Source organism: Dickeya chrysanthemi NCPPB 402 (assembly GCF_000406105.1).
GTDB classification, from domain to species: domain Bacteria; phylum Pseudomonadota; class Gammaproteobacteria; order Enterobacterales; family Enterobacteriaceae; genus Dickeya; species Dickeya chrysanthemi.
Genome location: NZ_CM001974.1, coordinates 3,754,667 through 3,767,551, shown reverse-complemented (window position 1 = coordinate 3,767,551; position 12,885 = coordinate 3,754,667). Strand labels below are relative to the sequence as shown.

The following is a 12,885-nucleotide window of genomic DNA, read 5'->3' as shown; positions in this document are numbered from 1 at the left end:
GGAAGAGCCCGAGGTGGATATTCGCCTGTTTGAAATGCCGCTCTTTCAGCAAATTCAGGGATTGCAGGATGAGCTGTACGATGTGGGTTTTGCCTTGTCTGATGCAGTGGGCGAGCATATCACTGCTGAGCCGGTCTGGGCCGAGCCGTTAATGGTGGCGGTTCCTGCCCGGCATCCTTTGCTGGCCTACAGCCAGATCCCGCTGGACGAAGTGCTGCGTTACCCGCTGGTGTTGTGTGACCCGCGGGTATGTGAAGGACATGCACGTCAGGTAGCGCAGGTTTTGCGCCGTTCTGCGCAGGAGCCGTTGATTGCCGAACAGGTTATCTCGTTCGACCTGATGATGACCCTTGTTTCCGCCGGGTTTGCACTGGGGCTGGCTGACGTTTCTCATATTGCGGCCAGCCGGGCGTTGGGGGTGGTGGCCCGCCCGCTGGCCGGGAAAACACCCATGATGACCACCTATCTGTTGCGCCATGCCGGGGATCCGCCAGAAACGGTGGCGCGCTTTATCGAGCGGCTTGACGCGCTGGCGTGGGCGGACGATAACTCGCCTGATGGCGTCACCTGATTTGACGTTTATCGGAGAACCCTCATGCGTAATCTTATGTTTTCATTCCGTGTTTTCTTATGCATCGTGCTGTGGTGTATCGGCACGGGCACCGTACCGGCAACGGAGACGGTAGAGTCATTACTGGCTAACCCGAAGCGATTAAAGGAACTGCGCCAGCAGTGCCATGACGACTGGGATCGCGTGGGGAATGCGCTGTGCAATCGCGTTGGACATGCCACCACCAAACAGTTTCTGGGGACGGGAACCCCCTACACGCCACCAAAAACGCCGCCCAAATTCTGAGTCGTCGCCATCATCACAAAAATCACTCCCGGCACCTTCTACGCCCGGTTACGCCATGGCGGGTTGCACTGTGCTCACGTTCTCCCCTGTACGCATTGTGACTTTTTGCTCCCTGATTGAGTCGGTAACGGTCTTTGCACTGGGCTGAGCCCGCACCGATGCTCTCTCGCAGGTGGCATAACCGTTGTGCCGCCTTGAGGGCGAGAAGGGGGCGGCAATGCAGGGGCAGGGCATACTGGTAGGGCAGGTTGTGGTGGTGTTCAGTGTCGTGATCGCCGGTGTGTGGTACGCCACGCAATGGACCGCGGCAGCGCTGGGGTATTCCCCGCGCCTGGGCACCCCGTGGTTCGAGGGCATTGGCGTTCCCGTTTATCCCCCGTGGCGGCTGTTTGAATGGTGGTTTGTGTTTGGCGGGTATGCGCCGCGTGTCTTTGATATCGGCGGTGCCATCGCGGGCGGCGGCAGTTTGCTGGCCTCAATGGTGGCGATGACCCTGTCGGTATGGCGCGCCCGCGCGTCCCGGCATGTCACGACTTACGGTTCGGCACGCTGGGCAAGGACACAGGATATTCGTCGGGCGGGGTTGTACCGGCCGTCCGGGCTGTTCCTCGGGCTGCATAACGGGCAATATCTGCGCCACGAGGGGCCTGAGCATGTGCTGGCGTTTGCACCCACTCGTTCGGGGAAAGGCGTTGGGCTGGTGGTGCCCACACTGCTGAGCTGGTCAGCCTCCGTCGTGGTGCACGATATCAAAGGCGAGAACTGGCAACTGACGGCAGGCTGGCGCGCCCGTTTCAGCCACTGTCTGCTGTTCAATCCGACCGACACCCGCTCGGCGGCTTACAATCCGTTGCTGGAGGTGCGGCGTGGTGCGCATGAAGTGCGCGACGTGCAGAATATCGCCGATATTCTGGTTGACCCGGAAGGGGCGCTGGAGCGGCGCAACCACTGGGAAAAAACCAGCCATGCGCTGCTGGTGGGGGCCATTCTGCATGTGCTTTATGCACAGGAAGACAAGACCCTGCGCGGCGTCGCCAATTTTCTCTCCGATCCAGACTGTCCGTTTGAGATCACGCTGTATCGGATGATGACCACGGCACATCTGGGCGATGCGCCGCACCCGGTGATTGCCTCGGCGGCCCGCGAGGTCCTCAACAAATCCGACAACGAGCGCTCCGGCGTCTTGTCCACCGCCATGTCCTTTCTGGGGCTGTACCGCGACCCGACCGTAGCGGCGGTGACCTCGCGGTGTGACTGGCGCATCGCCGACCTGATCGCGGCCCGTCATCCGGTGTCGCTGTATCTGGTGGTGCCGCCATCGGATATCAGCCGCACCAAGCCGTTGATTCGGCTGATCCTCAACCAGATTGGCCGCCGGTTGACGGAGTCGCTGGAGGACGCTGACGGCACCACCCGGCGGCATACCTTGCTGCTGATGCTGGACGAGTTCCCGGCGCTGGGGCGGCTGGATTTTTTCGAATCGGCCCTGGCGTTTATGGCCGGTTACGGTCTGCGCGCGTTTCTGATTGCCCAGTCGCTTAACCAGATTGACAAGGCCTACGGCCCGAACCACGCGATTCTGGACAACTGCCATGTGCGGGTGGCCTTTGCCACCAACGACGAGCGCACGGCTAAACGCATTTCCGACACGCTGGGCACCGCCACGGAGCTGCGCGCCCAGCGCAACTATGCCGGTCACCGGCTGGCCCCCTGGCTGGGGCACCTGATGATTGCGCGTCAGGAATCAGCCCGGCCATTGCTGACACCCGGTGAGGTGATGCAGTTGCCCGCCAGTGACGCCATTGTGATGGTGGGCAGCCAGCCGCCGATCCGCGCCAGAAAGATGCGCTACTTCGCGGATGCTAACTTTCAGTCGCGTGTTCTCCCGCCGCCGTCGCTGACAGACGGTCATTACACCGATGTGCCTGAGCCCAGACCGGATGACTGGCGCGATCTGCGCCTTCCGGCGGTGCCGGTGCCATCCGGGATGACCGGACTGGCTGACCCTGACGATGACGGGGAAGGGCACCCGTCAGCCGGACAAGGCGACATCACTGTCCCCATGCCGTCGTCGATGGCACCGGTCAGCGATCTGTCGTGGCTGGCGGATGACACGGTGAACCGGTTCCCTACACGATCCACGTCGGCCCCGGAAAGGGGGGAAGCACCATGAGTCAGTATCGCCTGAATCTGTTTATCCCACCTGAACACGCCCGGCGGCTGGACGAGCTGGCGACCCGAAAAGGGGTCTCGAAATCCTCCATTGTCGCGGCCGCGCTGGCCGCCTGGCTGTCGCCGGATGCGGGAGGGCAACGGGACAGCCTCCTGAGCCGGCGACTGGATCAGCTGTCACGCCAGTTTGGGCGGCTGGAGCGCGATCAAACCATTCAGATTGAAACGCTGGCGTTGTTTATCCGCTACTACCTGACCGTCAGCCCGCCAGTGGCTGGCGCCCATCAAGATGCCGCCAACGCACAGGGCCGTGTGCGTTTCGGGCAGTTTGTCGAGCAACTGGGCCGCCACTTGCTGCGCGGACACAGTCTGGTGCAAGACGTCTGTCGGGAGCTTCAGCCCGACACGGCGGACGAGACGACGCAGGAGATGCCATGAGCAACATATCCGCGGGCGATACGATGTGTGCATCCCGTACGCGCCACCGGCATATGCTGTACACCGCACTGGGGCCGCTGATTGCAGCAGCGCTGGACGATCCCGATGTGGTGGAGATCATGCTTAATCCAGACTGCACCTTGTGGGTGGATCGGTTGTCCACCGGCCTGGCTCCGCTGGAGGGTGGGCTGTCTGCCGCCGAGGGGGAACGCATCATCCGGCTGGTGGCGGCCCATGTCGGTACCGAGGTGCATCGCCACCGGCCGCTGCTGACGGCGGAATTGCCGGAAACCGGTGAACGTTTTGAAGGCATACTGCCGCCGGCAGCGCCTGGGCCAGCGTTTGCCTTGCGTAAGCGTGCCGCCGGCGTGATCCCGCTGGCGCGCTATGTTGCTGACGGGATGATGACCGCCGCGCAGGCCGGGGTACTGCGTCAGGCGGTACGTGAGCGACACAACATTTTGATTGCCGGGGGAACCAGTACCGGGAAAACCACACTCGCCAACGCCTTGCTGGCCGAGATTGCCGAGACCGGCGATCGGGTGCTGGTGCTGGAAGACACCGTGGAGCTGCAATGTGTGGCACGCGATCAGGTGCCCCTGCGTACCCGGCCGGGTGTGGTGAGCATGGCCGAACTGGTGCGTACCACGCTGCGGTTGCGCCCTGATCGCGTCATCGTCGGTGAAGTCCGTGGCGGCGAGGCGCTGGACCTGCTCAAGGTTTGGGGAACCGGTCACCCCGGCGGGATAGCCACCCTGCATGCGGGGTCTGCGCTGGGGGCATTGCTGCGGCTGGAACAACTGATCCTCGAAGTGGCGATCACCCCGCCCCGGGCGCTGATCGCCGACACCATCCACCTGATCGTATACCTGACCGGGCGTGGGCAGGCACGCCGTATCGCCTCGCTGGTCCGGGTGACCGGCTTTGACGGCACGCACTACCAGCTCAGTAACCTTGGTTCTCCCGGTCCTGCGATATCGACACCCTCACCCGGAGGCTCATCATGATGCTCCCGTTTGCTCTTCGCTTTTCCGACTGCTGGCTCGTTCGACGTAGTCTGCCTGGAGCCGCACTGGCCGTCAGCCTGTTGTGGGGGCTGACGGCCTACGCCAGTGGCTCAAGTATGCCATGGGAGTCGCCGCTGCAGTCGATCCTGGAATCCATACAGGGGCCGGTGGCGCGCATTATCGCGGTCATCATCATTATCACCACCGGGCTGGCGCTGGCCTTTGGCGATACCTCGGGCGGATTTCGCAAGCTGATCCAGATCGTGTTTGGGCTGTCGATTGCCTTTGCCGCCTCCTCGTTCTTTTTGTCGTTTTTCAGCTTTGCCGGCGGGGCGGTGGTATGAGTGACGAATACTCGCTGTTACCCGGCTTTGACGTACCGCTGCACCGCTCGCTGACCGAGCCGATCCTGCTGGGGGGCGCACCGCGCACGGTGGCGATTGCCAATGGCACGCTGGCCGCCGCCGTCGGGCTGGGGTTGCAGCTGTGGCTGCCGGGGCTGGTGCTGTGGGTGGTTGGGCATACGCTGGCAGTATGGGGCGCGCGGGAGGATCCGCAGTTCATGACGGTGTTTGCCCGGCATATCCGCCACCCGTCGCAGCTGGATGTCTGAGGGGCGTACCATGCTGAATCTTGCCGAATACCGTCATCGCCCGGCCTTACTGGCCGACTGGCTGCCGTGGGCGGGGCTGGTGGCACCCGGTGTGGTGCTGAACAAGGACGGGTCGTTCCAGCGCACCGCCCGGTTTCGCGGGCCGGATCTGGACAGTGCCACCCCCGGCGAACTGATCGCCACCGCTGCCCGCCTGAATAACGCCCTGCGCCGCCTCGGCAGCAACTGGGCGCTGTTTACCGACGCCGAACGGCGACCTGCCGCCGCGTATCCGCATTCCCGCTTCCCCGAGGCGCTCTCCTGGCTGGTGGACGAAGAGCGGCGTGCCGCGTTTCAGGTGGAGGGGGGCCATTTTGACAGCCTGTACCACCTCACCCTGTGGTATCTGCCGCCGGAGGACGCGCAGTCACGTACGGTGGCCTGGTTAGACGAGAACACCCCGTCGGGGCGTGTGGACTGGCGGGAACGGCTCACGGCCTTTGTGGCGGAGACCGATCGCCTGTCTGACCTGATGACCGGCGTCATGCCGGAGCTCATCTGGCTGGATGACAGCCAGACGCTGACCTACCTGCATGGTACGGTATCGACCCGGCATTACCGGCTTGGCGTGCCGGCGGTGCCGTTCCATCTGGATGCCTTGCTGGCCGACAGCCCGATGACGGGCGGAGTAGCGCCGATGCTGGGCGACCAACACCTGCGGACGATCACGGTGCGGGGATTTCCGTCCTCCACCTGGCCGGGCATGTTGGACGACCTGAACAGGCTGGGGTTTGCCTACCGCTGGTCGGTGCGTTTTCTGTTCATGGACAAGGCGGAGGCGGAAAAAGCGCTGGCCCGCCTGCGCCGACAGTGGTTTGTGAAACGGAAAAACGTGGCGACACTGCTGCGCGAGACCGTGTTCCAGCAGGAAAGTCCGCTGGTGGATAACGATGCCGGCAACAAGGCGGCCGATGCCGATGCGGCGTTACAGGCGCTGGGCAGCGATCAGGCGGCGTTTGGTTACGTCACCACCACCGTGACCGTATTGGCCGATGAGGCGGAGGACGCGGAGGAAAAACGGCGCCAGACCGAGCAGGTGATCCAGGGGCGAGGCTTCGTGACCTGTCCGGAGCGGCTGAACGCGGTGGACGCCTGGCTCTCGTCGGTGCCCGGCCAGGTGTATGCCAATGTGCGCCAGCCGATCATTTCCACCCTCAATCTGGCGCACCTGATCCCGCTGTCGGCGGTCTGGGCCGGGCCGGAGAACAATGCTCACCTTGACGGGCCGCCACTTATCGTAACCCGGACCGATGGCGCCACGCCGTTTCGGCTGGTGACACACATTGGCGACGTAGGGCATACGCTGGTGGTGGGGCCCACCGGGATGGGCAAATCGGTGCTGCTGGCCATGCTGGCGATGCAGTTTCGTCGCTATCCCGGCTCGCGCGTATTTCTTTTTGATGTCGGCCGCTCGTTGCGCGCCACTACCCTGGGACTGGGGGGTGAGCATTATGATCTGGGGGCTGACGGGGCGATCGCGTTTCAGCCGCTGGCCCGGATCGATCAGGCGGGCTGGCGGCGCTGGGCGGCGGAATGGGTAGTGGGACGTGTCCGGCAGGAGGGCGTGAACGTGGGGCCGGAGGAGAAGGCCGCCATCTGGTCGGCGCTGGACAGCCTGGCAGGTGCGCCGGTTGAACAGCGTACCCTGACCGGCCTGTCGGTCCTGTTGCAGTCGCTGGCGTTGCGTCAGGCACTGGCGCCGTATGTGCTGGGCGGGGCGTACGGCAACCTGCTGGATGCCGATCAGGAGCGGCTGGGCGACGCCGATGTGCAGTGCTTTGAAATGGAGGCGCTGATGCCCAGTAAGGCGGCGGTACTGGCGGTGCTGGAATACCTGTTTGCCCGGCTGGAAACCCGTTTTGACGGCGCGCCGACGCTGTTGCTCCTGGATGAATCCTGGTTGTTTCTTGATGAACCGGTGTTTGCGGCGCGTATCCGGCAGTGGCTCAAGACACTGCGCAAGAAAAACGTCAGTGTGATATTCGCCACCCAGTCGCTGGCGGATATCCAACGCTCTGCCCTGGCACCGGCCATCATCGAAAGTTGCCTCAGCCGGATTTTCCTGCCCAATCCACAGGCCAGCGAACCCCAGATCCGGGCCATCTATGAGGGGTTTGGTCTTAATGCCCGGCAGATAGCCATGCTGGCTGCCGCAGAGCCCAAACGGGATTACTACTACCAGTCCCGACAGGGCAACCGCCGGTTCGATCTCGATCTGGGGCCGGTGGCGCTGGCGTTTGCCGCGGCCGCCTCACCACAGAGTCAGCGTGATATCGACCGCCTGCTGGCACAGGATCCTCGCCCGGATTTCGCCGGCGCCTGGTTGCGTCACCGGGGGCTGGCGTGGGCGGCCGACCTGCTGCCGGGGTTTACTCCAGCGGCGCAGCCGATTTCCTCTCCACCGTGCAGGGGGACACCGTGATGAAATCTGTGTGGCTTGTCATCCTGCTGGCGTTGCTGCCGCTGCGTCCAGCGCAGGCACTGACGGTATTTGATCCGGCCAACTATGCGCAGAACACGCTGAGTGCCGCCCGGGCATTGGATCAGATCAACAATCAGGTCATCCAGTTGCAGAACGAGGCGCAGATGCTGATTTATCAGGCCCGCAACCTGACCCGCCTGCCGTTCACGGTAACTGATCAACTGCGTACCACACTGGCGGGCACGGACCGGTTGATTGCCCAGGCGCGTGGCCTGGCCTATGAGGTGCAGCGCATGGACTCAGATTTTGCGCGGCTGTACCCCGAACAGTATGCCACCACAGTGGGCCACGATCGCCTGTATCAGGATGCCCGTGCGCGCTGGGTCAACACGCTGGCAGGCTTGCATACCGCTTTGCAGATGCAGGCACAGATGGTGCAGAGCCTGTCGGCGGACGAAAGCACGCTGTCCGCGCTGGTCGGGCAGAGTCAGGCGGCCACCGGTGCCCTGCAGGCCATGCAGGCGACAAACCAACTGCTGGCGTTGCAGGCGAAACAAACGATGCAGGGCCAGCAGCTCCAGTTGACGCAGGACCGGGCGGTCGCGCTGGAGCTGGCGCGACAGGCGGCGGCGGTTGAACGCGGCCGGGAAATCACGCGGCGTTTTCTGGGCACCGGGACCCCTTACACGCCGCAGCCGGTGAACTTTTACGGTAAGGACGGCGGTGAGTGATGGACGATGTGTCGGTGATTGACCGCTTCCTCGATACCTTTTCGACCTACATCGACTCCGGGTTTGGACTGGTGCGCGGTGAAGTCTCCTTTCTGACCGCCACGCTGGTGGCGATCGACATGACGCTGGCGGGGTTGTACTGGGCGCTGTCGCAGGCGGGCGGGCAGGGAGAGGATGTGATGGCACGGCTGATCCGCAAGGTACTCTATGTCGGCGCGTTTGCTTACATACTCAACAACTTCAACGGGCTGTCGGGAATAGTGTTTCGCTCATTTGCCGGGTTGGGCCTGCAGGCCGGTGGTGCGGCGCTGAGTCTGGCTACGTTTCTGCAGCCCGGGCGGTTAGCCAAAACCGGTATAGAGACGGCTGCCCCTCTGCTGCATCAAATCGACCGCCTGAGTGGTTTCCCTGATGTGTTCATCAATATTGTGCCCGTCACCGTCATGCTGCTGGCCTGGTTGGTGGTGGTACTGAGTTTCTTCGCGCTGGCGATACAACTGTTCGTCACGTTGGTGGAGTTCCGGCTGACCACACTGGCGGGGTTTGTGCTGGTGCCGTTCGCACTGTGGAACAAGACGGCGTTTCTGGCAGAGAAAGTGCTGGGCAATGTGGTGGCATCCGGTGTGAAGGTGCTGGTACTGGCGGTGATCGTGGGGATCGGCACCGGTCTGTTCGGTTCGCTGGCCCTGAGTCCGGATGACCCCTCGTTGGATCAGGCGTTGGTCGCCATGCTGGCGTCGCTTGCACTGTTGGCACTGGGGATTTTCGGACCGGGAATTGCCACCGGGTTGGTGAGCGGCGCACCGCAACTGGGGGCCGGAGCGTTGGCCGGAACGGCGCTGGGAGTCGCTGGCGTCGCGGCGGGAACCAGCGCGCTGGCGCAGGCGGCGGGCACGGTGGCGCATACGTTGCGCAGTGCAGAGCACGGCAGCAGCAGCGGCGGCCCGACTCTGCGTGAGTCCGACCGGGAAGGGGGCTGACCATGCGTTTTCGGCGACCGCAGGTGCACTATGGCGAAACACCATCCCCCGCCACGCCGTATCAGGCGGCCGCCGAGGTGTGGGATACCCGCATCGGCACTGCTCGGGTGCAAGCCAGGAACTGGCGACTGATGGCCTTTGGCTGTCTGCTGCTGGCGTTGCTGATGGCGGCCGCTCTAATCTGGCGGGCGATGCAATCGGCCCTCGTCCCCTACGTGGTGGAGGTGGAAAAATCCGGGGAAGTGCGGGCGGTGGCCCCGGCGGTGACGACGTACCAGCCCAGCGAGGCACAAATCGCCTACCATCTGGCGCGTTTTATCACACTGGTGCGTTCACTCTCGCTTGACCCGGTTGTGGTGCGGCAGAACTGGCTGGAGGCGTATGCCTATACCACCGATCAGGGTGCTGCGGTGCTCAACGCCTATGCCCGCGCCCAGGATCCCTTTGGCCGTATTGGTAACGAGTCCGTCACGGTGCAGATTGCCAGTGTGGTGCGCTCCAGCGATCGATCGTTTGAAGTGCGCTGGAGCGAACAACACTTTATCCACGGCACTCCGTCGGGGACTGGACGCTGGACCGCCATGCTGACCGTTGTACAGCACACGCCGCGTACCGAACAGCAGTTACGGTTAAACCCGTTGGGCATTTATATCAACGGGTTGTCGTGGAGCCGGGAACTGGCGATGCCGGAAGGAAGTCAGCCATGAGAATGTGGTGGTATTACGGTCCTGCCTGTTACCTGATACTGGCGCTGACCGGGTGTCGCGGTATGGGAAACCGGCCACCGGTTGTCGATCTGGATGAGCCTGTTCCGATGCCACCGGCCTCTATAGTGGTGGGGAAGGGGGAGAACGGAGTGCCTGGACGAATGGGGGGCGAACTGTCGGGTGGTAATATCTGGCGCGTTGCAGATAACAGCGACCTGTCGTCCTGGCGCTATGCCGAGGGGACGATGTATCGGCTTTATACGGCACCGGAGCGCGTCACCGTGATTGCCCTGCAACCGGGTGAAACACTGACAAATGTGGCGGCCGGTGATACGGCGCGCTGGATTGTCGGTGATACCACCAGCGGCTCGGGCAGCGAACAGCGCGTCAATATCATGGTCAAGCCGGTGCGGGCCGGGCTGAAAACCAACCTGGTGATCACCACCAGCCGGCGGGTTTATCTGTTGCTGATGACCTCCGGCGGGACGCGCTGGATGGTGACGGTGTCGTGGCAGTACCCGGCCGATCCGGCGTTGATACCCTCACCAGCCACATCGCTCCGGTCACCGGAAAGCGCACTGGCACCGGGCAGGCTCCACTTTCGTTACGCCATCAGCGGTGATCGCCCGCCGTGGTTCCCCCGACAGGTGTTTGATGACGGGGAAAAGGTCTATATCCGGTTTCCGGCCGGTATCGCGCAGGGTGAACTGCCGCCGCTGTTCGTCATCGGCCCACAGGGGGACGGACAACTGGTGAATTACCGGTTCCAGCCACCGTACTACGTGGTGGACCGGCTGTTCGGGGCGGCCGAGCTGCGGCTGGGCAATGGCAGTGCCCAGGTGGTGCGCATTACGCGTACCGATGGACGGAGCCCGTGAATATGCAACCAGAATCACAGGCGGATAGCACGCCAGCACCGTCAGATAAAGTGGCCCCCGAGACACTGGCGCTGCGCAGCAGGCCACGCCCGGTGACCCGGCTGAATCGGCGATCGCTGTTCATCCTGACCGGCGGTTTGGCGCTGGCGGTGCTGGCAGCGACGCTGTGGGCGTTGCAGCGCCCCAAGCCGCATGATAACGGTGAACCGGCTGAACGTTATAACGTCGAGCGGGTGGCGAAAACCGAAGCACTAAGCCGGCTACCGGCGGATTACACCCGGTTGCCGACGAAACCTGCGGAGGTAGCGCCTGTGCTGGGGCCGCCGCTGCCGGGGGATATGGGACCGCCCATGATCCGCGCCGCTAAGGCGGCCACACCATCCGGGCCAGATGCCTATGAATCGGCGAGTCAGGCACGCCTGAAAGAAGCTGAAGACGCTGCCGCCTCGCCGGTGTTCTTTCGTCGTGGCAGCCAGCCGGTACCACCGCCGGCGTCCACCAGCCCATATCCAGCCCCGATTGCGGCTGACCCTATGACAGAACAGGGGGCGGTTTCCGGTATCCGGCAGGATCAGAAAGAGGCGTTCCTGCTCGGTGACATGACTGATACCCGAAATCACGGCGATCTGCGGCTACCGACTTCGCCTTATCAGGTGATGGCAGGAACAGTGATTGCCGGGGCGCTGGTGACCGGTATTCGTTCCGACCTGCCGGGGCCGGTGATCGCCACTGTCACCGAACCGGTCTACGACACGGCGACCGGACATTATCTGCTAATCCCGCAAGGCTCGCGCTTGCTGGGTAAATACAACAGCCAGGTCAGCTATGGGCAAAGCCGGGTTCAGGTGGTCTGGAACCGCATTATCCTGCCGGATACGTCGTCGCTGACGCTGGATAATCTGGCCGGTGCCGACCCGGCCGGTTATATCGGGCTGGAAGATCAGGTGGACTGGCATTGGGATCGTGTGATTGCCGGTGCAGCAATGACTACACTATTGGGGGTGGGAGCTGAACTCGCTGCCCCGGAGAACCGACAGCATGGCGATCGTATTATCCTTGCCGGACGTGACAGTTTGCAGGATTCGGTCAGTCAGGCGGGACAAGAGCTCACCCGGCGTAACCTCGATATTCAGCCGACACTGACCGAACGGCCAGGTCTGCCGGTTCGTATCATCGTCAACAGGGATTTGGTGTTAAGGCCGTATCAACCACTGTTTTTTAATCAGGGGAGTGCGCGCTGAATGGGTATGGACGAGAAGGAACGAAGCAGGGGGCCTGAATGGGCGTTTATCTGGAACGGTAGCGTGCCGACACATCCCGGGCGGTATGCAATAGTCGCAAGATATGTACGTCGCCGCTGTGGCGTTTCAGTGCATAGACCAAAATAAACGGCAGCCGGGCTAGCACCAGTTTACGCCGTTCTCCCAATTTCCCTATGCTGACGCCCGCTTCCGGGGTGGTTTCCAGCAGCGCCACTGCGGCGGCGAATTTGTCATCGGTGGCATTGGCGACCTCCAGTCCCGCGTTCTGGTACAGGTAACGGTAAATGTCTTCGCGGTCAGCGATAGCTTGCCTTTCCCAGCGAACCGTTGCCGTCACAGTTCCCCCCGAGCGGCTTGCGCTTTCAGCGCCGCCATACGTTGACTGGCCTCATCATTGCTGATGAACTGGACCTCACCGGCATCGTAACGGGCGAAGGCTTCCTGAATTTTCGCTTCCAGCCATTCATCACCGGTATGGCGCTGGTACTGTCGCTCTTCCTCGGCCAGTTCTTCCGCACGCTGTCGCATCAGTTCGGTAAGACTGACCTGCTGACGCTCAGCAGCCTTCATAGCCAGGCGTTTGGTTTCCTCGTCAATTCTGAAGTGTATTGTCCCCATGACAGCCTCCGATAGATTGCATGTGTTGTCACTTGTGGTGCCATTTTATCCAATCTCGTCAGTTTTTGCTGTTTTTTTGAAGAGCGGGTCGGCTTACCGTGTAACGCTGTTCTCAGGATACTGGGGCGGCTCTGTTGTGGAGGAACATGATGTGTATCCCCC

General features: G+C 62.7%; 15 protein-coding genes. 13 read left to right on the top strand and 2 right to left on the bottom strand.

Annotated features, from left to right (window positions below):
- The 13 genes from DCH402_RS16585 to DCH402_RS16525 all read left to right on the top strand — a co-directional run.
- Nucleotides 1-571, top strand: a 571-nt coding sequence (locus DCH402_RS16585; RefSeq protein WP_040002312.1) for a LysR family substrate-binding domain-containing protein, incomplete at its 5' end; no start/stop codon positions are given.
- A gap of 24 nt (nucleotides 572-595) precedes the next feature.
- Nucleotides 596-856 carry an entry exclusion lipoprotein TrbK gene (locus DCH402_RS16580; protein ID WP_196808448.1) on the top strand — a complete coding sequence of 87 codons (261 nt, stop codon included), beginning with the start codon at nucleotides 596-598 and terminating at the stop codon, nucleotides 854-856.
- Between the two features lie 217 nt (nucleotides 857-1,073).
- Nucleotides 1,074-3,029: a conjugal transfer protein TraG gene (locus DCH402_RS16575; RefSeq protein WP_040002311.1), complete on the top strand. Its 1,956-nt coding sequence runs from the start codon at nucleotides 1,074-1,076 to the stop codon at nucleotides 3,027-3,029.
- The gene (locus tag DCH402_RS16570; protein ID WP_040002310.1) at nucleotides 3,026-3,466 is read left to right on the top strand and encodes a ribbon-helix-helix domain-containing protein; all 441 of its coding nucleotides are present in this window, start codon (nucleotides 3,026-3,028) and stop codon (nucleotides 3,464-3,466) included. Before DCH402_RS16575 ends, DCH402_RS16570 begins: the two co-directional genes overlap by 4 nt.
- A complete protein-coding gene (gene trbB / locus DCH402_RS16565; protein ID WP_040002309.1) occupies nucleotides 3,463-4,473 on the top strand; it encodes a P-type conjugative transfer ATPase TrbB in 1,011 nt (336 codons plus the stop codon). Before DCH402_RS16570 ends, trbB begins: the two co-directional genes overlap by 4 nt.
- Nucleotides 4,470-4,817, top strand: a complete 348-nt coding sequence (locus DCH402_RS16560; protein ID WP_013316520.1) for a TrbC/VirB2 family type IV secretion system protein — start codon at nucleotides 4,470-4,472, stop codon at nucleotides 4,815-4,817. Before trbB ends, DCH402_RS16560 begins: the two co-directional genes overlap by 4 nt.
- The gene (locus DCH402_RS16555; RefSeq protein ID WP_040002308.1) at nucleotides 4,814-5,086 is read left to right on the top strand and encodes a VirB3 family type IV secretion system protein; all 273 of its coding nucleotides are present in this window, start codon (nucleotides 4,814-4,816) and stop codon (nucleotides 5,084-5,086) included. The genes DCH402_RS16560 and DCH402_RS16555 overlap by 4 nt, the downstream gene beginning before the upstream one ends.
- Nucleotides 5,087-5,096: 10 nt before the next feature.
- Nucleotides 5,097-7,547, top strand: a complete 2,451-nt coding sequence (gene trbE / locus DCH402_RS16550; protein ID WP_040002307.1) for a conjugal transfer protein TrbE — start codon at nucleotides 5,097-5,099, stop codon at nucleotides 7,545-7,547.
- Entirely contained in the window at nucleotides 7,547-8,278 is a 732-nt protein-coding gene (trbJ, locus tag DCH402_RS16545) for a P-type conjugative transfer protein TrbJ (RefSeq protein WP_040002306.1), read from the top strand. The genes trbE and trbJ overlap by 1 nt, the downstream gene beginning before the upstream one ends.
- Complete coding sequence (trbL, locus tag DCH402_RS16540; protein ID WP_040002305.1) at nucleotides 8,278-9,258, top strand: P-type conjugative transfer protein TrbL; 981 nt, start codon at nucleotides 8,278-8,280, stop codon at nucleotides 9,256-9,258. Before trbJ ends, trbL begins: the two co-directional genes overlap by 1 nt.
- A gap of 2 nt (nucleotides 9,259-9,260) precedes the next feature.
- Entirely contained in the window at nucleotides 9,261-9,965 is a 705-nt protein-coding gene (trbF, locus tag DCH402_RS16535; protein WP_040002304.1) for a conjugal transfer protein TrbF, read from the top strand.
- Nucleotides 9,962-10,843 carry a P-type conjugative transfer protein TrbG gene (gene trbG / locus DCH402_RS16530; RefSeq protein WP_050583323.1) on the top strand — a complete coding sequence of 294 codons (882 nt, stop codon included), beginning with the start codon at nucleotides 9,962-9,964 and terminating at the stop codon, nucleotides 10,841-10,843. Before trbF ends, trbG begins: the two co-directional genes overlap by 4 nt.
- Before the next feature lie 2 nt (nucleotides 10,844-10,845).
- Nucleotides 10,846-12,084 (top strand): TraB/TrbI/VirB10 family type IV secretion system protein, encoded by a 1,239-nt coding sequence (locus DCH402_RS16525; protein WP_040002302.1) that lies wholly within the window; start codon nucleotides 10,846-10,848, stop codon nucleotides 12,082-12,084.
- Between the two features lie 46 nt (nucleotides 12,085-12,130).
- On the opposite strand, the gene DCH402_RS16520 is transcribed toward DCH402_RS16525, so the two are convergent.
- Complete coding sequence (locus tag DCH402_RS16520) at nucleotides 12,131-12,442, bottom strand: type II toxin-antitoxin system RelE/ParE family toxin (RefSeq protein WP_040002301.1); 312 nt, start codon at nucleotides 12,440-12,442, stop codon at nucleotides 12,131-12,133.
- A complete protein-coding gene (locus DCH402_RS16515) occupies nucleotides 12,439-12,723 on the bottom strand; it encodes a DNA-damage-inducible protein J (RefSeq protein ID WP_012768898.1) in 285 nt (94 codons plus the stop codon). Before DCH402_RS16515 ends, DCH402_RS16520 begins: the two co-directional genes overlap by 4 nt.
- Between the last annotated feature and the right edge of the window lie 162 nt (nucleotides 12,724-12,885).